We start from the raw sequence: 20,917 nt of genomic DNA on the forward strand, positions 1-20,917 counted from the left end.
AACTAAAATCCAAATAATCCTTTGATAAATCTAATAAATACATTACCTTCTTGTTTTTTATCATTAGAACTATCAACATTTTCCCCTGATTTCACATTATATTTTAGCTTCTTTTCTATCTCAGTATTTTTATTCATACTATCAATATAGCTTACTTTTACATTTATATCTTTTTCTCCATCTTCATCAAATATAGCATCAAAAGTATAGCTATCAAAATCACCACTATTAAAATTGCCTAGATATTCTGTATAGTTGTTTTCTCCTTCTCCTTCTACAGACACAGTTACTCCTTTAACTTCAGCTTTTGAATTATTCACTATATTTATAGTTGACTCTACAGGTTCTCCTATAGCTAAATCTCCATAATTATCTTTACCTAATAATTTTATATTTTCTTTTTCAGATAACAATATACCTATTATTTGATCTTCTGAATAAGTATTTCCATTATAATCAGTATAATCTAAGGAAACCACTAAATTATAATTACCTGCTTTCATATTAGGTGAAGCATACAAGTCATATACTACTTCTTCTTTTTTATCAGCCTTTATTAATGAAACATATTTTATATTACTTTGATTTAAAGGTGAAAAATCATCTAATTTCACTTCTGCTTCTTCTGCCTGTAATTCTCCTGTTGGTATTTTTTCTTCTGATATTTTATCTTTTAATGTCAACTTTATTTTTCTTGCATGGTATTCTCCATAATTATTTAATGTTAATTTTATTTTGAAATTTCCTCCTGGACTAATCATTTCAGGTTCTATTTTGTATTCTGAAATTACTAGTTCAGGACTTTTAGGAACTGCATATGTATTAGTTGATACTAAAAACATAATTATAAAAATAAGTCCTATAAATACTACTTTCCTTTTCATTAAATCACTTCCTCTCATCTTTCAATATCTTACCATCTTTAAGTGTTATTATCCTGTCACAAATATTTGCTACATTAATATCATGAGTTACTATTATAAAGGTCACTTTACTCTCTTTATTCATCTTAGTTATAAGGGATAATATTTCTCTACCTGTTTCTGAATCTAAGTTTCCTGTAGGTTCATCACAAAGGACTATTTCAGGATTATTTACAAGGGCCCTTGCAATACTCACCCTTTGCTGTTGCCCTCCTGATAACTCACCAGGTCTATGATCTTTTCTATCATCTAATCCTACTAATTTTAAAGCATTAGTCGCCATATCTTTTCTTTTATTTTGTGCTACTCTAGCATATATAAGAGGCATCATGACATTTTCAAGAGCTGATAATGTAGGATTTAAATTAAATGATTGAAATATAAAGCCAACATTATCTCTACGAAATAAGCACATATCATTTTCAGTGTAATTTGTAATATCACTATCTTTAATTCTAACATCACCTTTTGTAGGTTTTACAAGTCCTCCTGTAACATTTAGCAAAGTAGATTTACCAGATCCAGAAGGACCGATTAAAGCCGTAAGCTCTCCTGAAATTATATCTAAATCTACATCATCAAGTGCCTTTACTATGCTTTTTCCCATCTTATAATGCTGAGATACATTTTTAAGTTCTATTATATTTTCCACCAAATCACCTTTACTGAACCATATTACTTAAATTATTGTTTATAATTGCAGAGCCTACTACAAATAATGTAGTAACAAGGAATATACCTATATTTATTAATGCACTTTTTTTCATAGAAATGTTAAATAATACTTTTATACCTACGATTAAAAGTACTAATTGCCAAATAGACCAGATGTTAACTACAGATAATATACTATCCATAGTAGTAGCATCTGCAGATGGATTTGAAAACAAACTTTGGATTACACCTGCTATTACTACTGGATAAGATGATACTATAACTATAGCAAACATTTCTTTGAATTTGCCTTGCCCCTTAAATAATTTTGTAAATATATATCTAAAAAAAGCCGAAATTAAATATGTAAGTGTAAGCATTAAAATTGTACCAAGTATAAGAAAAGCAGGTGAAGAAAAAATTCCAACAATATTCTGAGTCGCTTCCAACTGTTCCCCACTTAATCCTTCTAAAGCTTGATTTGTTATTTCATCTGTTTTTGTACCTGCAATTACAGCAGTAACTGCTGATAAAATAGTAATTATTATAAAATGAATTAAAATTTTAGGATTTTTCTTAAATTCCTCAAAAAATCTACTAGGTTTTGTTATGTACCATTTAATTTTTTGTCCTAAACTAACTTTCTCATCCTCCATAATTAAATCTCTTTCATTTTCTTCATTCATGCCAACACACTCCCTTTTATTATTAAAATTAATTTATTACTAAATATATTAGTTCTACAATTATTACATTACTCCTTTAATCTACTATAATTTGATATAATTGTAATCTAATATATTTTTGACTTTTATAAATAGAATATAAATATACCAAAAAGAAAAACTGCAAATATACCTAATACTTTTATTAGAATACTCATAATATCATCATTTTTCAAATTCAAATTTAGCACATCCTTATTTTTCCTATATGCCTCTATGATATTATATTGATACACAATTTACAATAGCAAATGGATGAATGGTAGTTTTATCGGTATGAATGACATTTTAGATATAAAAAATACCCATTTTTTTGTTTATGAGCACCTTTTATAAAAATATTTAATTTTATTTTAAATTATACAAAAATTAATTTTCAATTTTTTATAAGATGAAATGTTAAGAGTATGGATATTACTATATCCTTTTTAAATTATTTATGCGTTCTTTTTTTGAATTTTTTGGTAGATTATATTAACCTCAAGTCTATGATAAGTCACTAATCATCTTGCATTAATACGATAATCATTTAATTTTAATAAAGTTAATATCAATAATGATATTATTAAAATAATCAATGCAGTAAAAATTGCAGCAAATTCAATAGCCATTTTCTTGCTTAAAATAAGTATGATAAAAAATGAGGCTATTACTAATGCTATATTTGCAAATGTTAGGATTGCACTCATTAACATAGATTGTCTAATTTTCTTGGTTTTTCTTATTATAAAACTTCCAAAACAAAATATATGCAGAGAAAAAATTATTATTGACTCAGAATATGTAATTGAGCTAAGTAACTCAACAATTGAAGGTTTTACTATATTACTTACTATGATTAGTGAAACTACATTATATAAACTAAACTTAACAAAAGGCAACAAACTAATCCAAAAATATTTAGTATAAGTAGTAAATGGATATAAACTAAAACTATTATATTGTATTTGCTTTAACCATATTCTTGATGTGCTCATTGTAGTAATAACAAAAGAGCTAATGGAAGAAGTAATTAAAATGATATATTTTGTTGGTAGAGGTTCACCAATGTTGTTTATAGTTTGTGATAATCCAACACCAAAAATCACCGTGAGTAACACACCGAAAATTAATGGGAAATCTAATAGAATAAATTTTTTTTGAATTTTTTCTGCCTTCCATTGTCTCAGTAGTAAAACAACTCCCCCACTTAAGCTGTCAGCTAGTATAGAATTTGAAATATCTTTTTTAACATACCAACTTCTTTTCTTAATTGACGAAGTATTATACTCTAATATATCATTACATTGTAAAGCTTTATAGATTATTAACCGATATACTGCATATCCATACACAAAGGAAATTAACGCTATTAAGGGTATCATAAATTTCTTTAGATTATTAAGGTATTTATACAATAATGCGAACGGTTCTATTATACCTGTTTTCAAAAATGACCAAAACATCAATGAAATAAATATTATCGCCAAAAAGGACATTATAATCCTTCTATTTATTTGTTTAATATTAAGATGCCAAAGCAAAGATGATAATAACATGGCTGTGAAAATAATTATGACAATATATTGAATTAGAACCATGATCTCAAATAAAGGGTTAGTCGAAAGCCTTATAACAATTATAAATATATATATAATTATAACAAGAGAAGGTAGACTGACTTTAATAAACTTATTAAAATATCCATATTGAATCACTTCATTACTTGTTATGGGCAAAAGCTTTATATAAAATTTATCTTGTTTACTATATAAAACAGGGGAGTGCCAGCAAAACTGAATCCAATATACAAAAAATATAACAGGACCAATGATATATACCCTGTATATATTAATAGCATAAATATTTAAGCTTAATATTTTATTGTAAATAAATATATAACTTGCCACCAACATAACAAGAAATATCATCGAACTTATTTTAGACACTTTTCTACGTAATGAGCGAAATAATAGAAACTTTAAATCATTCATCTTTATCAATTCCTTTATTGCCACTGGTAAGCTCCAAGAAATATTTAGACAATTGTTTACCATTTAACTCTTTGTAATGTATATCATCTAAAATTTGACCTTTATCTAATATAATAGCTCTGTCCCATATTAAATTCATTGAATCTAATATGTGTGTTGAAACCATTAATGTTTTATGATGTTTTTTATACTTCAACATGTATTTCTTTAATTGGTCTATGGACTGGGGATCCAATCCTACAAAAGGTTCATCAATCAGTAAAACATCAGGATTATATATTAAAGTCATAATTATGCTTGTTTTTTGAAGCATACCCTTTGACAATTCATCACCCAACTTATCCTTGTGTTCTAATAAATTAAACTCTTCACACAATTTTTTAGCTTTGTATTTCCAATCATCTACTTTATAAATACGTGCAGTAAATTCAATATGATCCCACAATGTAAGATCTTCATATATTTCAGGCGTCTCTGGAATATAACCTAATTTTTTTTTTGCAATAATAGATCTGTTATTATGTCTATCTATATGAATCCTCCCCGAATAATTAATTAATCCAGATATACTTTTCATTAAGGTGGATTTCCCAGCACCATTTCTTCCACATAATAGCGTAATTTCACCCGATAATATCTTAGTGTTGAGATTTTTTATAAAAATTTTATTATTATATTTTTTTTTCAAATTTACAATTTTTATCATAACTTAACCTCTCATAATTTAAAAATTATCATAAACCCTAAAGATAATAATAATAATATAATAGAAGAGTTTACTGAGTATTTTTTTTCAATACAAATATTTTTTTTAATACTATTTAAAAGTATCAAATACGCAGGAAGCTTGATGATAATAGTAATCAAAGTCCCTATCATGGTATTTGGTAATGACAATATTTCTACAACAAAATTCGTGATTGAAAATAAAGGAAGCCAAGATAATATTTTGATTGTTTTTGATATAAATATAGAGAATGGTGTTACATCTTTTAATACCGCATTTGCAAAATAAACAAATAGACTGAAAAGAAAAACTAAAATAAAATATACAAAAACATTGAGTACAACTCCAGAAAAAACAATCATAAGAAGAGATAAATCAACTTCTTTTACTAAAGAAACTCTATTAACTAATATTGAAAACACTGAAACAATACTAGTCAATATTATAGTCTGAATACTTATTAATAAATCAGTTCTTTTCATATGCCCTCCTTCATATGTATCTTATTAATTCAGGGGTAATATATGATTCGATTATAGCCAACAATATTGTCACAAATAAATGCATTAACAATAGTTTAATAAAAACACGTGGATTATTCCTGAATAAAATTCTCCCTTTATTAATAATGAATGCAGTAGCTAAAATACTTGGGATTTCAAAAATACCATGTGGTAATAAAAGTATTAGCAATCTAGGATTAAATTTTATCACCCATGTTATGGATACACCCAATACTAATCCATTTTGAGCAATAATTATAACTGGAGGTATTGGTGATAATAATGATGTAATATATATTATTAGTATTAACATCATATTATTATTTAAAATTTTTCTAAATGACTTATGTTTATCTAAGTTAACTATATCCCCCGATTCTGGATTAATTAAGATAGCTAATAGAATTCCAATCATAAAAAATAAGAAAAATACGGTGATTATTCCTCTCACTGTACTAAATGATTTCAATTTCAATTACTATTTCCCCTTTAAATTAATTATAAAGAATAAAATCGAAACAATGAAGAAGATTATAGCAATAGTAAGATTCATTGCCTCCTTTGTCACAAATGAATACACTAGTAATACAAATAAAACAATCATTATAATAGTTAATACAGTTTTTAAAATATTCATTTCTCTTTCACTCACCTCACAAATTTAAAAACAAGCAGTCTCCATTTATCAAAAAGAAAATTTAATTTAACTTAAAGTGGTTCCTTTTAAAATTAATCCTAGAGTGATACACTATCTGCAGCTAAAAGAGCCTTAACAATTCCTGGTGCCACGGTCACACCTCCATAAAATGCTAACAAGCCAGCAATAACTGAGACAGTACCTGCTCCAATAATAGCCCAAGCTAGCCAATTAGGCATTCGCCATCCCGTCGCCTGATAAACAATGGATATAACTCCAAAAGATCCAACAGACGAAATCACAAGAAGCGATATCGCAACAAACAACCTATAAAATGAATGTTCTAATCGATTTATTCTTTCCATATTTACTCCTTTCAGATCATATTTACTCTTTTCTTATTAAGACTGCTTGTTTTTTACAAAAATTTAAATCATTATGTTTATAAATAGCACTCAACATACTGTTACTTCATTATAAGATAATATAGGCGTATTTCAAATAAAATATAATAAACCCACAAAATAAATATCAATATTTTAATTATTTACTACATTATTAAATATTTATTTCTTATCTAGATTTATCTTATCAATTTAAAAATAACTTGTACATAGGAAATGGATAAACGGTATCTTAATCGGTATGAATGACATTTTGAAGAGCAAAAACTCTATTTTTTTGTCATTCATACCGATTAGGATGTCATTCATCAATTTACACTTCTATGATTTAAAAATTTATGATATTTTAATATAAAGGGGTATACGATAGAGATGGAAATAGTAATTAATAAAATGGTAGACTCGATTTATAATTATTTTAATAAATATATAGATTTAGATGAACTTGAAAGTGCAAAATTAAAATATTCTTTGAATACTATAATAAGCGAAGTTTCTAAACTAATTATATTATTTCTTATATTTATTATTTTAGATAGAAAGACTTTTTATTTGTATTCTATAATAACTTTATTTACTATAAGACCATTTACAGGAGGCTTACACTTTGATAATTATTTAAATTGTTTGATATTTTCTATATTATTCTTTTTACTAGTATTATTTTCAACAATATATATAACTATCACACCTTTATTAGCTTTTGTTTTATTTGTTTCTTCATCTATATCCATAGCAACATTGGTGCCAATTCAATCTAAATATAGATTGATAGCTAATAGAAAGAAATCACTTAAAATGAAACTTATAGGCTTATTGAGTATCTTTATTCATTATATAGTTTTTATAATTAATCCTGAAAACCTTTACATTATTAACGCAATATGGTTGTTAAGTTTTCAATCCTTTCAACTGATTATATCCAAGGGGGTAATACTGTATGAAAAAAACAGGTCTGAATTTCACAAAAGTAATTCGTAATACATGCAATATTCTTATAGCAGCATCACCTTTAATTTTAACACAATCTTCCTCATTTTTATTATGGGGAGAATCTCAAATTCCTGAGATATTAAAAAAGGATATTAAAAATCAATAATTTTTTCCCATTCATATAGACATAAGGATTGCTATAACTATAGCAATCCTTATGTCTTTTATTCCTATATTAAATTATAATCCTAAAACTAATAAAGTTAGATTCATATTCTTCTCTATATTCATTTTCAACTAAAATTTCCACATTATATTTCTTTAATCTTTCTTTTATATTATAAAGCCCATAGCCTCTACCCTTTTTCTTTTTAGTGGAAAATTCTTTTTCAAAAAACTTTTCTATTCCTTCTTCTTCTATTCTAGGATGTTTGTTACTAACTTCTATAATATCATTACCATATTTTCTTAGAAATGATATTATAACTACATTGTCTTTTATCTCTGTTTCAAATGCATTGTCTATTAAATTTCCTAATACCTCTATTAATTCATAGCTTTTTAATTTTGTCTCTATACTTGGATTTTCTATAATAACATTAAACTTAATATTATTTTTTTCTGCTTCTTTTTGCTTGGTAAATAAAAATCCTGCTAATATTTTATCTTTTAATTTTATAAGATTTCCCAAGTCATTTATATCTTCAATTTCTGAAGTGTATTCTTTGAGTATTTCAACTATTTCATCATTATTATTGCCAGAATACATGGCTGAATTTATAGCCTGTATATGATTATCAAATTCATGCTGCTTCCTTCTTACTTCATTAAGTAGGCTATCTATAATAGGTAAATCTCTTTTATACATTTCAAGCTCCTTAGCTTCATATTCATTTCTGAGACCATTTTTAATTATTATAAAATATATAAACATGATAATTAGTGATATTGTAATATAGAAAATAATATTATTCACTAAATTGTTTCTATTTATCTTAGAATAAGTAAATATTATGGTTATTAAAATAAAAATAACTATACCTATATTCATAAAAATATCATTTTTACTTTTTATAAAATCATAAATTAAATGAATTCTCATATATGAAGATATTAGTATTATTAATGCTATAAATATACTATTAGATATTAATCCATATAGGAATATTTCTTTTAATCCACCTGTAAGAATAAAAATAGGTAATACTGATATTAACTGAGTAGCTATAACTATAATTGTAGTGGTACCCCAAATAAATACTGTTTCTTTTATACTTTTTTTATACAATAAATAAATCATTATAAATGTGGTTATAAATGTCATGGAAGATGCAAATTCTAATGGTATAAATAAATCTATGGGGATTATTGTAAATGAAAAAGATAATAAATACATTATTACTCTATATTTATTTTTAAAAACTTCTTCTGATAATAAAGCATTAGAAATAATTATAAACCCTAATATATCAAAAATAGATAATATAAAAGATTCAAATATTGTCATTGTAATAACTCCATTAACTTTTCTTTATATTTTTTACTTACAGGTATACATAAATCAATATTTTTCAAATGTAAAACCCAATTAGTTCTATCTATTTTTGTGATATAATTTTTATTTATAATACATGATCTATGAACTCTTATAAAATCATCATTTAATTCTTCCATCAATTTATTTAATGTATAGGATTTAACTTCATATTCTTCATTTAGTGTATATATGTATATTCTTTTAAGCTGTGATTCTATATAGGTTATTTCATTTATTGAAATAACAAGTGTTTCTTCTTTTTGCTTTATAATTAAATTATTTTGTTTATCATTTGTTATTATATTTTCTATAATAGGAGTAAGGAGTTTCTTTACCTTTTCTTTCTCAAATGGTTTTGTAATAAAAGCATATGAATGCACTTCTCTAAATGCTTCTAATTCTTCGTTTACCATAGATGTTATAAATATTATAGGTGTGATTATATATTTATTTAAATTTCTTAATTGATGTCCTAGTTTAATACCCGAATAATCCTTTAATCCTATATCTAATATAAATATATCTATATCTGAAGATTCAGCTATTTGGAGAGCTTTAGCTGCATGTTCTTCAAATAAAACTTCTATATTATCATCTATTTCTCTTATTATTTTTATTATTGATTTTCTAATCAATTCATTATCTTCTACGATTAATATTTTACTCATAATAAACCCCCTGACTCGTTAAAAATTAATCTATCATTATACAAATTATAACAAAATTTTATATATTAAGCAAAGGAAAGACAAGATTCTTCGCTTCTCTCAGAATGACAAAAATGACAATCACAGAAAAGTGGGAACAACAATAAGAAAAGATTCCTTAAAAAAGGAATCTTTTCTTATCTAATTATGTCTTGATAATCTATTTTTATATTTATTTTGCAATAAAAATCTTCATCTATATTTTTTATAACTTCTATTAAATCATTTTTAAATTCTTCTTCTGAGAAATTTTTGCCTATTTTATTTCCATCAAGTGATACGTCAAATATGATATATTTATAATTATCTTTTTCTATTATATTGAAATCATGTAATGTATTTATTAGATAATTATCTTTTAACTTTTCTCTTATTTCTTTTATGATTCTTTCTCTAGTTTCTGTTTCGAGTCCTATTGGATCCATGTGTATTACAAGGTCAATATCATATTTTTCTCCTATTTCTCTTTCTGCTTGATCTATTGTATTGTGAATTGTAACTACATCTATATCTGGTGGTATTTCTGCATCTATTGTAGCCATTGTTTTTCCTGCTCCATATTGATGAACCTTTAAATCATGTACACCTAGTATGTTTTCATAGGATAATACCCCTTGTGCTATATTTTCTATCAAATCTTCACTTGGTGCTTCTCCTATTAGTTCACTTACTGCATCCTTTATAAGAGTGAATCCTGAATAAAATATCATAATTGCTACAACTACACCAATATATCCATCTATAGGAACATCTGTTACAAATGATAATAGTAGGGATAATGTCACAATAGATGTGACTAATACATCCCAAAGTGAATCTATTGCTACTGCTCTTAATGCATTTGAATTTATTTTTTTGCCTAAGTTTTTATTGAAAAAACTTAGCCATATTTTAACTACTATTGATAAGAGTAAAAATACAAATAGTATTAATCTAAACTCTATAGGTTTTGGATCTAATATTCTATCAAATGATGATTTTATGAATTGAAAACCTACAAACATGATTAAAATTGCTATTGTAAGTGTTGTGATATGCTCTAATCTTCCATGACCATATGGATGATTTTTATCTGGTGGTGTGTTTGAAAGTTTAAATCCTACTATAGTCATAACTGAAGATGCTGCATCTGATAAATTATTAAATGCATCTGCTGTTACAGCTATTGAAGAAATTATTATCCCTATTATCAATTTTAATCCTGCAAGTAGTAAGTTTACAACTAATCCTATCACTCCAGAAATATAGCCTATTTTTTCTCTTGTGTATTTATTTTGATAATTTTTTTTGTTCTTTAATGTCTTTTTTAATATGTATTCTGTTAGCATATATCCTCCAATAATCCTTTTTTATACTACATAACTATTATAGTATAAATGAGAATTTTTATCAATTATATTGTACTTCATAACTTTCTTTTGCTTTTAAAGCTTTTCTCCATGCTATAATATCAACGATTATTATTACTAGTAAATATATATATTTTCCATATGGAAACATTCCAGCTATAAAATGAGCTAAAGCAAGCCCTCCTAATATAAATAACATACGAAAAGCATCTAATATAGAGCCTTTATCTTTTACTGCTCCAAATTTTTCTGTAAAAGGTAGTGTCTTTGGTCCTGTGATAAATAGTAATAAAAACCCTAAATTTAATGATATATATGCTATCATCAGATCTATCAATATATTTTCCTTCAGTATAAAGAAAAATATTATACTTATTAATATAAATATTGGTGTTATCAAATTCATGAATACAGATTTAAGTGTTGCCCTATAAATAGTATTCTCATCTATTTCAAAAAACTTATATATCCAAGCTGCTTTATAGCTATCAGAATACTTTATAAGCTGAAGTATTGTTAAAAATGCAAAGCCTACAAAATATATAGTTAATATAGAGCTAGTTCCAGAAGAAAACGCCATTATAAATGGAAATATCATACTAAATCCTAGGTTTGGATATACTCTAAGTTTAAAATTTCTTTCATTTTTCATTATATTAGATGAAAAATCAAAAAGGGTTTTTTCTTCCTTAGTTCTACTTATAATATTACTTAGTGAGTTTGAAAATCTATGTTTTCTTTTTTTATTTGTATCCTCATCATTTAATTTTTGAAGATTTCTTTCAAATGATGGTATCAATTTTATATATATTATTATAGAAACAATTGGTATGATTAATGCAAGTAGCGAATAAATGACTATAAATGTATTTGTATTTCTTGCAATTAAAAGTTCAAATACTGAAGCAAACCATACTGGAGGCAAAAGCCCACTCCACCATGTTGGATTAAAGTTTATCTCTAATAATTCTGATATGTCAAAAAGTCTGCCAATCACTTGATATGAAAGTGTAATAGCTATTGTAAGAGCTATTTGAACATAATTTATTATATCCTTTAATTTTTCTCCACTAAATAGTTTAAGTATTAAAAGATATAGTAGGGCTGTGAGCATTATTATAAATAAATCTAATAATATTATTGTAGCTAAATACAAAAGAAAAAATACTATCCCTTTTGAGAAGATAGATACTATTAGTGAAGGGAGTACAAGTGCAAGTGTAATCATTGAAACATAATATAATATATGTATTATTTTTGCCATATTAAGTGTAATGCTTTCTACTGGTTTTGTAAGTATTATATTTTTATCTCTTATATCTAAAAGTACAGATGAAAAATCAGATACTAGAGATGTCATCATAAAGAACATAAATATTCCAAATAATAAACTCATTGAAAATATATAGCTTATATCCATTGTTACAAAAAATATTAGAGGCAAGCCAAATATAAGATATATTGGAAGTGATTTTAAAAATTGATTCTTCTCTTCATCTATATTGTTATTGTCAGATACCATTACAGATTGACTTCTTCTTGTATCTAGAGTAAGTTTTACCTTTAATATCTCCCTCATAACTTGATAATCTATGCCTAATTTAACAAATATTTTTTTAAATAAATCTAAAAATTTAAGTATTTTATAATCTTTCATGACTTTCACCTCTGGAAATGGTAGATACAATTTCTTTTGCTATGTCTTCATGATCGTCAAATCCTGTAAGTTTGTTAAATATCCCTTCAAGTGAACCTTCTTTAAGTTCTGTATTTAAACTTTCCATATTTCCATCTGCTACTATTTGTCCATCATTTAAAAGTATTATTCTATCACTTAGTTTCTCCACTACTTCCATGATATGAGATGAATAAAATATAGTTTTACCTTTTTTTGCAAGCTCTTTTAATACTTCTTTAAAAACCAAGACACTATTTGCATCTATTCCGCTTAAGGGTTCATCTAAGAATAATATATCTGGATCATTTATAAGACTTGCTATTATGAGTATTTTTTGCTTCATTCCTTTTGAAAAAGAGTTTATTCTTCCATCATATACATCTTGTATCCCAAAAAGCTCCATTAATTTCAAGGCTTTTTCATCTATATCATCATAGCTCATGCCATATAAACTTCCTATAAATGTAAGGTATTCTCTTGGAGTTAAATTTTCATACATATCTGCAGTTTCAGGGATATATCCAATCCTTCTCTTATAATTTGACTTGTTTTCTACTATCTTTTCTCCAAATATCTCAACACTACCACTATATTCTTCTATAAGTCCTAGCATTATCTTTACTGTTGTAGACTTACCTGCTCCATTTGCTCCTATGTAACCTATTATTTCACCCTTATTTATATCTAGATTTATATCTTTAAGTACTCTATTACTTCCATAGTACTTATTTAAATTCCTTATTTTTATTATAGTTTCCATCTCTACACCCCTTAAAAATATTATTAATATTATACCATACTATCTATAATTTTAATAAAGCATAGATGAAATTCATCTATGCTTTATCTTTATTTCAGGAATTTTTTGATTAGTTTTAAAGCAGTTTTTGAATATGGTGGATATCTAAAATTAAAATCAAATGATTTGGAGTTTTTAAATACACTTTTTTCATGAGTAAATGTATCAAAACTTGCCTTTCCATGGTAATTACCCATTCCGCTATTACCTACTCCACCAAAGGGAAGTTCTGCACTAGATAAATGAAGAACTGTATCATTTACACATCCTCCACCATATGAAACTTCTTTTATTACCTTTTCCTCTACATCTTCATTATCTGTAAATAAATATAATGCTAGGGGTTTTGGATGAGAATTCACAGTATTTATAGCATCTTCTATACCTTCATATGTGAGTATTGGTAGTATTGGACCAAATATTTCTTGCTTCATTATTTCATCATCCCAAGTAACTGAATCCATTATAGTAGGTTCTATATATAGATCCAATTTATCTGTACTTCCTCCATGAAGGATATTGCCATTTAATAGTAATTTAGATACCTTGTTAAAATGATCTTCATTGACTATTCTAGGATAATCATTACTTTCAATTGGATTTTCACCATAAAACTTTTCTATATAGTACTTTAACTTTTCTACTAGTTTTTCTTTTAATTCACTTTGAACAAGTACATAATCAGGTGCTATACAGGTTTGTCCTGAGTTTAAAAATTTTCCCCAAACTATTCTCTCAGCAGCTATATCTATATCAGCATATTTATCTACTATTGTAGGTGATTTGCCTCCAAGCTCTAGTGTGACAGGTGTGAGTGTCTTAGCTGCAGTTTCCATTATCTTTTTACCTACCCCTACACTTCCTGTAAAAAATATATAATCAAATTCTTCCTCTAAAAGTTCCTTAGATACACTACTTCCACCAGGAATAAATTTCACATGGTTTTCATTGAATGTTTCCTTTATGATTTTATCAAGTATTTCTGTAGTATTTGGTACCTTCTGTGATACTGTGAGTATTGCACAATTCCCTGCTGCTATAGCACCAATTAATGGTGCAAGTGTAAGTTGAAATGGATAGTTCCAAGGTGATATTATAAATGCTACACCTAGAGGCTCCTTGTAAATATAACTTTTAGCTGGAAATTGAAATAATGGTGATTTTACCTTTTTAGGTCTGGTCCACTTTTTTAAATTGTCTGTTATATGACTTATTTCGCTTAGTGTTATGCCTATTTCAGTAGCATAAGATTCAAACTTTGATTTTCCTAAATCCTTATATAGGGCATCTGATATATCATCTTCATGTTTTTCTATATTCTTTTTTAATATATTTAATAAATCTATCCTAAATTCTATATCTTTAGTATGCCCTGTGGCAAAATATTCTCTTTGACTTTTAAGTAATTCTTTGTATTCACTCATGTTTTCTCCCCTTTACCTTTTAAACATAATTACCCCAAAAAATATTTTAATATCAATTTGCTATTTCTTTTATTTTTTTAACATTTTCTAATACTATATCTCTCTTAATCTTAACTAAATCTGCATCATTATATTTTAATGAATTAATTAAATCCTTTATTGATACCTGTAAGGTATCTAAATGTTTTTTATCTTTCTTTTCAATATCTATTTTTTGGTTTAACATTGAAAAATAACTTTCATATTCTATAGCCACTTTATTTGCATTTTCAAAATTATCTTCTAATGCATAAAGATATGCTTCACGCATAGTATAAGTTATTCTATTTAAGTCACCTTCTACATTGCCTTTGTATAAATCAAAGTAATTACCAAGAGAAAATATCAGTTTATCTGCTTGTTTAAGTGAGTTAATTTTTTCTTTTTTACCTATTGCTATTGTTAGATTATTCAAATGGTTTTCAGTTTGAGATACAATATCAGAATTTATACCTTCTTCTATAGCTTCTATCTTGTATTTGTTAAAGTCCTTATGTATCTTTTCTATTTCTTTTGATAAATCCATCCAATCCTTTTCTATTTTTTCATCTCTTTTTATCTTTTCTTCTTCCTTTTTTTCTTCATATGTTTTTTCTTCAGGTTGAACTAAGGCTTGAGATTGTTCACTTGAACCTGATTCTCCTGCTGATGAACTTCCACTTTCTTCAGAATCTCCTCCTTGACCAGAACTATCCTCTTCTGATTCCTTTTCATCATTTTCTTTTTCTTCAACAAATAAAGGTTTTTCATCTTCTTCTACTATCTTTTCTATATTTTCTATTATTTTTTTTGTTTTCTCTTCCATCTGTGACAATTTTTCAGATACTTTTTCTTCTTCTTTTATTTCAGTATCTTCTTTTTTAGTACAGGAAGTGAATATTATCAGTATTAATATACATAAGATTAAAGTTTTTCTTTTCATTAAAAATCACCTCTAGATTAGTATTTCCAAAGGTGAATTTTTATACTCTAAATTTTCCTGTTTCTATAAATTTTGCAACATATTTTGCTGTTTCTTTCCTCTTGTGAATTTCATAATGATTGTAAGGCAGTATTATAAAGTCATCTATATCTTCATATTTTACAGAATCTACACTTACCTTGCCATCATTTTCACAATCAAAAAAAGGTCTCAATATAATGCTTTCTTCATTTCCTGCTATAGCTCCTATTTTTATAGGAGTACTATCTAATGGTTTTATTGTTTTTACTTTCTCTGGATGAAGTGACTTTATAGTTTTAAATATCTCGGGAAAAATTTTGAAATTTTCTACTACAAATTCTGCTATTTCATTACCTTTATTTGGTGTAGCTATAAGAACACAATTTTCTATATATTTTATTAGATTCCTATTATCTAGTATGAATTTCCTTATGACAAGACCACCTGTACTATGACCTACTAGTGATATTTTTTCATCTTTTCCAAGATTTTTAATTATATCTTTTATAAAATCACTAAACTCTTCCACTCCTTTATCAATTTCATAAAAGGTCAGTGGAAGATTAGCCCTAACTACTTTATAACCTAATTCCATTAGATATTTTTTTAATATTTTCATATCTCTATAAGTTCTAAAATATCCATGTACAAGCACTACTTTTTTACTGCTCAAAATATCACTACCTTCTTACATGAAATGTTGGTAAAGTGTAACCATCATGGATTCCAGATATTATTGCTTTTTTACCTACTCTAGAATATACTCCATAAAACTTTTCATTATATACATATAAACCTGTAATATTTTTAAACTTTCTTTCTAATTCTTCTCCATCATAATCTATCATAAGGGTTTCTGGAGGATTAAAATATTCTTGTAAAAGATAATTATTATTATCATTTTCTTTTAATAGAATTTCCCACTCATCCAAAGTATATTCTTCACCTGCATGCACACCTTTTGAAGCATATAAATCCATAGGTTTTATTATATACTCATCTTTATTTTTTATAATTTCATTTATATCTAAATTATCTAATAGGAGCTCTTTTGTATATGGAATATGTTTTTTAATAAATTCTCTTTCTTCTTCATTTAAAAACTCCAATGTATCTTCTTCTTGTAATATTTTAAATACTATTTTATTATGTGGAATTTGGGATTTTATAGGACCTACTATTTCAGTTTTACCCATTTTGATTCCTTCTATGAAATCTTTTATGTTTTCCTTATTATCCACTAAATCTTTTGTTACAAGTCTTCTATATACTATATCTATTCTTTTACTTTCAAAATATAAAAATCCATCTTCACCTAATTCTATTTCATCTGGGCTTATTATTTCACACCAAAGCCCTCTTTTCCTAAATCTATTTCTAAATTCAACAAATTCATCCATTGAAGATTTATTTACAAAGTCTACTATTGCTATATTTGGACTCTTATTATCATGGTTTTCACTGTAGATATTTAATAATTCATCAGCCCATGATTCAAATAATTCAAATGGCTTAAAATTAAATTCTTTCTTAAATTCTTTTGCTGCTTTAGTTTCTAAAAATATTCTAGATAGTTCTCTTTCTTCATTCATAGCTGAAGATCCATCAGTATTTATTTCACAAAACTTGAAGTTTCCATCATAATTATAAAATATATCAAATCTTGCTATGGGAAAAGGTGATTCATAGTTTGTAGGTAAAAGTATCAGTTCATTTAACCAATCAGAAAATCCAAATTTATTTCTATAGTTTTCATCATTTATAAACTTATTTATTACCTTTTTAAAGATATCACTCATAGTAGTGGTTATATCTTTAAAATTATTTACATCTTCATCTGTATAAAATTTAGGCATATATAAAAATGGTACTGGTTCTCCCTTATATGTAGCATCAGATTTTTTCACCATTTTCTTCATATCCAAATAATCTTTCTTATAATCATCTATATTTTCTTTTATCATATCTCTATATTTTTTATCTATTTCTTCTCTATTCATTTTTTGCCTCCAAAACTTTATCATTTAATATATTTTCTTTTATAGCTTCATATAAACTATCTTTCATCTTTTCTTTTGAAAGCATAGCAGGTGTTTTCCTTATTTTTACTAATTTTTGCAATGGTTTTAAATATTCTTTTTCTTGATCATTTAACTGATTATATGCAAGTTCTATCAAGGTATCTATAGTATCTTTCAAGTTGAAGTTTTCCATACTTGCATTATAACCATCTTCCATAATTCTTTTTTTGAGTAAATTTGTCTTTTCATCATCAAAATCTTTAAATATTTCTAATAGTGTATTTATATTACTATCACTATACATTGTACCTTTTATCAGAGCTACTCCTGATAGAGATAGATTTAATGGAACTGAATCCATCATTCTAATTTCTATAAATCCCTTAACCCTAACATCTGGAAAAAACATAGTTAATATATGTTCAAATTCTTCCCTTGAACTAATTTCAGGATCAAATATATCCTTTGCTTTTTTATCTGCTGTAAATATAAATTCTCCTTTACTATTTTTGACTATAATAGGAGGATTATTTAATATATATTTGGCATAATCACTATAGGAAAAATCCTTATCTAATGCACCTGTTACAACCTTTGATCTATCATTATCACATTTATTCCATATATCTGTTCTAAGTATATGGAAAGGATAAACTTCAGATTCAAATATAGGACTATTATCAAAAATCAATGAAAGAATAGGAGAAAGTAAATTTGCAAGTCTAAACTTTCTTTTAAAATCCTCTTCATCTGAATAGTCTATTGCTACTTGAAGAGCTGCCGTAGCTTTCATCATATTATGAGCATATACTCCCTTATCTTTAAAGTATTCAGACATGTATTTATATCTTTCTTTTGGAATGAAATTTATTTCTTCTATTTTAGTATTTGGTTGGTAACCCATAGTTGTTATATATTGATTTTTTTCTTCAAGTATAGGCACTATATCTGATAAAAAGTCTAAATAAATATCTTCTATGTTTTTTATAGCTTTAAATGGATTTATACTCACTTCAAATTGTGAGCCTGGTTCTAATGTTATATTTATATCTTTTTTAAAAAGTCCCATGAGATATCCATCTGTAAAAGATTCTTTCCAACCTTTTTCTTTTAATTTTTCTAATGTATCAGCTACTCCATATTCTCCTGCATATGCTACTGCTTTTAATGTATCTTTATATATTATAAAATGCTCAAATTCTGCACCTATTCTAAAATCTTTTTCATCTGTATGATGAGATTTAAAATAGTCCTCAAAATATTTAATCTGTTTATCTATAGAAAATCTTTCCAATTTTACACCTCATTTATCCTAGTTTATCGCCCTTATTTACATTCTTATCAGGAGATATTAATACTACCCCGTCTTTTGTATATACCCCTAAAACTAATACTTCAGACATAAAGTTTGCAATTTGTCTTTTTGGAAAATTAACAACGCCAAGTACAGTTTTACCTACAAGTTCATCTAATTTGTATTTTTCTGTGATTTGAGCACTAGATTGCTTTATACCAATTTCACAACCAAAATCAACCCATACTTTATAGGCTGGTTTTCTTGCTTCTTTAAACTCTTCAGATTTTATTATCTCTCCTACTCTTATATCTAATTTCAAAAAATCTTCTATATTAGCCATTAAATCACCTCTATCATTTCTTATTATTATATCAAAAAAAACACTTATTAGTATATTTATATATGTATATTAAAATAAAAATAACAGATAATTAAATTTAATTATCTGTTATTTTTATTTTAATTTATTCTGGTGGCATTCTATCTGCCTTTTTTTGAATTTCTTCTGTATCAAATTCAGAAGATAGTAACATCTTACAAGCTCTTGCTATTCCATCATCTCTTGATTTTTCACATAGCCAATTTATATACCCCTTATCATTTTTATAAATTTCACCTAATGTTTTGCCATTATATTTACCAAAAGTAACTTTTATATCTTTTGCATCTTTTAATGACATAGTTTCTACTCTTTCTTCTTCTTCAAATTGAGTCATATCCTCCATATCTTGTGTGAAAATATCAGATAATGAGGCTACAGTAAGAGTAGCATCTACTAGAGCTCTCTTTTTGGCCATTTTAAGACAAGTATTGCCCAGCATATATACATCTTGCTTGCCACCTAAATATTTTCTTTCTCTACTATTTGAATGACCTAATCCTTCTGTAACTATCTTTTCATTTTTCTTTAATATACATTTTACACTAAATGCAAAAAATCCATCCTCATAATTTTGAACCTTATCTATTATTTCATATTCTGAAGAAATTCCAAGTAACATCAGTATTTTTTCAGACCCAGGTTTTAACAATGATGGTTTGGAAGAACCATAAAATGTCTTTCCATAATCATGACCCTCTACAAGAGTTTTTTGTATAACCTTTTGGAATTTATAGATCTTGTTCATTGAATCTTCTATGTTTCCTATGTCCATATTTTCTATAATCGATAAAGCATAAGTATAATTATCTTCCTTTACCTTAAAATCATCATTCATTTTTTTCACCATCCATTTTACTTTTAATGTGCCCAAAAATTATTTAATTATTATTTTTATACTCTTTTATTCGTCCTTCATCTTCTTTTGCTATATCTGTCACAACAGATAATTTACCATTTGGCTCTACAATTACAGCCTTAGCATTACATATTGTAGTTCCTGCTTCTATCCTAACTTGTTGGGTTATATCATCTTTTGTAACCCTTATCTTATGCATGTTTTTTTCTAAGTATTGACCTTCAAAATATACCAGAGTTGGATCTGCTTTTAATATCTTTGTAAATTTATTTGAATTAACAGATATTTTAGCTATTATATATTGCATAGTTACAAGAGTTATAATTGCTGCAAGTCCTTCAAAATACTCAGTTTTTGAAGAAAGAATAGTGGTTGCAAATATGGAGCCTATAGTTATAGTTACTAC

The 20,917-nt window shown here is 26.1% G+C and carries 23 protein-coding genes; 2 read left to right on the forward strand and 21 right to left on the reverse strand.

From position 1 onward, the window contains the following. Window positions 1–2 precede the first annotated feature (2 nt). From ACTHUW_RS00510 to ACTHUW_RS00545, 8 genes are all read right to left on the reverse strand, one after another. Window positions 3–884, reverse strand: a complete 882-nt coding sequence (locus ACTHUW_RS00510) for a COG1361 S-layer family protein (protein WP_442212265.1) — start codon at window positions 882–884, stop codon at window positions 3–5. Between the two features lie 4 nt (window positions 885–888). Next, the gene (locus tag ACTHUW_RS00515; RefSeq protein WP_442212301.1) at window positions 889–1,566 is read right to left on the reverse strand and encodes an ABC transporter ATP-binding protein; all 678 of its coding nucleotides are present in this window, start codon (window positions 1,564–1,566) and stop codon (window positions 889–891) included. Between the two features lie 19 nt (window positions 1,567–1,585). Then, window positions 1,586–2,263 (reverse strand): Yip1 family protein, encoded by a 678-nt coding sequence (locus ACTHUW_RS00520; RefSeq protein ID WP_442212267.1) that lies wholly within the window; start codon window positions 2,261–2,263, stop codon window positions 1,586–1,588. Window positions 2,264–2,805: 542 nt separating this feature from the next. Next, a complete protein-coding gene (locus ACTHUW_RS00525) occupies window positions 2,806–3,780 on the reverse strand; it encodes a hypothetical protein (RefSeq protein WP_442212269.1) in 975 nt (324 codons plus the stop codon). A gap of 487 nt (window positions 3,781–4,267) precedes the next feature. Next, window positions 4,268–4,981, reverse strand: coding sequence for an ABC transporter ATP-binding protein (locus ACTHUW_RS00530; protein ID WP_442212271.1), 714 nt, complete (start codon window positions 4,979–4,981; stop codon window positions 4,268–4,270). Window positions 4,982–4,992: 11 nt separating this feature from the next. After that, window positions 4,993–5,484 (reverse strand): hypothetical protein, encoded by a 492-nt coding sequence (locus tag ACTHUW_RS00535; RefSeq protein WP_442212274.1) that lies wholly within the window; start codon window positions 5,482–5,484, stop codon window positions 4,993–4,995. Between the two features lie 10 nt (window positions 5,485–5,494). Continuing rightward, a complete protein-coding gene (locus tag ACTHUW_RS00540) occupies window positions 5,495–5,980 on the reverse strand; it encodes a stage II sporulation protein M (protein WP_442212276.1) in 486 nt (161 codons plus the stop codon). Window positions 5,981–6,240: 260 nt separating this feature from the next. Continuing rightward, the gene (locus ACTHUW_RS00545; protein WP_442212278.1) at window positions 6,241–6,381 is read right to left on the reverse strand and encodes a hypothetical protein; all 141 of its coding nucleotides are present in this window, start codon (window positions 6,379–6,381) and stop codon (window positions 6,241–6,243) included. Window positions 6,382–6,939: 558 nt separating this feature from the next. Between ACTHUW_RS00545 and ACTHUW_RS00550 the strand changes: the two genes are divergently transcribed. Further along, a complete protein-coding gene (locus ACTHUW_RS00550; protein WP_442212303.1) occupies window positions 6,940–7,527 on the forward strand; it encodes an accessory gene regulator B family protein in 588 nt (195 codons plus the stop codon). Then, entirely contained in the window at window positions 7,487–7,645 is a 159-nt protein-coding gene (locus ACTHUW_RS00555) for a hypothetical protein (RefSeq protein ID WP_442212305.1), read from the forward strand. Before ACTHUW_RS00550 ends, ACTHUW_RS00555 begins: the two co-directional genes overlap by 41 nt. 69 nt (window positions 7,646–7,714) lie before the next feature. Here ACTHUW_RS00555 and ACTHUW_RS00560 read toward each other — a convergent pair whose 3' ends face one another. From ACTHUW_RS00560 to ACTHUW_RS00620, 13 genes are all read right to left on the reverse strand, one after another. Continuing rightward, window positions 7,715–8,986, reverse strand: coding sequence for a sensor histidine kinase (locus ACTHUW_RS00560; RefSeq protein WP_442212280.1), 1,272 nt, complete (start codon window positions 8,984–8,986; stop codon window positions 7,715–7,717). Beyond that, a complete protein-coding gene (locus ACTHUW_RS00565) occupies window positions 8,983–9,684 on the reverse strand; it encodes a LytR/AlgR family response regulator transcription factor (protein WP_442212282.1) in 702 nt (233 codons plus the stop codon). The genes ACTHUW_RS00560 and ACTHUW_RS00565 overlap by 4 nt, the downstream gene beginning before the upstream one ends. Before the next feature lie 176 nt (window positions 9,685–9,860). Then, window positions 9,861–11,051, reverse strand: a complete 1,191-nt coding sequence (locus ACTHUW_RS00570) for a cation diffusion facilitator family transporter (protein WP_442212284.1) — start codon at window positions 11,049–11,051, stop codon at window positions 9,861–9,863. 61 nt (window positions 11,052–11,112) lie between these two features. Next, window positions 11,113–12,729: a hypothetical protein gene (locus tag ACTHUW_RS00575; protein ID WP_442198312.1), complete on the reverse strand. Its 1,617-nt coding sequence runs from the start codon at window positions 12,727–12,729 to the stop codon at window positions 11,113–11,115. Next, window positions 12,716–13,510, reverse strand: a complete 795-nt coding sequence (locus ACTHUW_RS00580; protein WP_442198313.1) for an ABC transporter ATP-binding protein — start codon at window positions 13,508–13,510, stop codon at window positions 12,716–12,718. Before ACTHUW_RS00580 ends, ACTHUW_RS00575 begins: the two co-directional genes overlap by 14 nt. Window positions 13,511–13,599: 89 nt before the next feature. Beyond that, window positions 13,600–14,973 (reverse strand): aldehyde dehydrogenase, encoded by a 1,374-nt coding sequence (locus ACTHUW_RS00585; protein ID WP_442198314.1) that lies wholly within the window; start codon window positions 14,971–14,973, stop codon window positions 13,600–13,602. Window positions 14,974–15,025: 52 nt separating this feature from the next. After that, the gene (locus tag ACTHUW_RS00590; RefSeq protein WP_442198315.1) at window positions 15,026–15,934 is read right to left on the reverse strand and encodes a hypothetical protein; all 909 of its coding nucleotides are present in this window, start codon (window positions 15,932–15,934) and stop codon (window positions 15,026–15,028) included. A 40-nt stretch (window positions 15,935–15,974) separates the two neighbouring features. Further along, on the reverse strand, window positions 15,975–16,628 hold the full coding sequence (locus tag ACTHUW_RS00595) for an esterase/lipase family protein (protein ID WP_442198316.1): 654 nt from the start codon (window positions 16,626–16,628) through the stop codon (window positions 15,975–15,977). Between the two features lie 7 nt (window positions 16,629–16,635). Beyond that, window positions 16,636–17,955, reverse strand: a complete 1,320-nt coding sequence (locus tag ACTHUW_RS00600) for a glutathionylspermidine synthase family protein (protein ID WP_442199306.1) — start codon at window positions 17,953–17,955, stop codon at window positions 16,636–16,638. Further along, window positions 17,948–19,270 (reverse strand): glutamate-cysteine ligase family protein, encoded by a 1,323-nt coding sequence (locus ACTHUW_RS00605; RefSeq protein WP_442212286.1) that lies wholly within the window; start codon window positions 19,268–19,270, stop codon window positions 17,948–17,950. The genes ACTHUW_RS00600 and ACTHUW_RS00605 overlap by 8 nt, the downstream gene beginning before the upstream one ends. 13 nt (window positions 19,271–19,283) lie before the next feature. Beyond that, window positions 19,284–19,613, reverse strand: coding sequence for a tRNA-binding protein (locus ACTHUW_RS00610; protein WP_442198319.1), 330 nt, complete (start codon window positions 19,611–19,613; stop codon window positions 19,284–19,286). 124 nt (window positions 19,614–19,737) lie between these two features. Continuing rightward, a complete protein-coding gene (locus tag ACTHUW_RS00615) occupies window positions 19,738–20,490 on the reverse strand; it encodes an exodeoxyribonuclease X C-terminal domain-containing protein (RefSeq protein WP_442198320.1) in 753 nt (250 codons plus the stop codon). 43 nt (window positions 20,491–20,533) lie between these two features. Continuing rightward, a partial coding sequence (locus tag ACTHUW_RS00620) for a DUF421 domain-containing protein (RefSeq protein WP_442212288.1) occupies window positions 20,534–20,917 on the reverse strand: 384 nt, incomplete at its 5' end.

Source organism: Senegalia sp. (in: firmicutes), assembly GCF_052088025.1.
In the GTDB taxonomy this organism is placed as follows: Bacteria; Bacillota; Clostridia; order Tissierellales; family SIT17; genus Anaeromonas.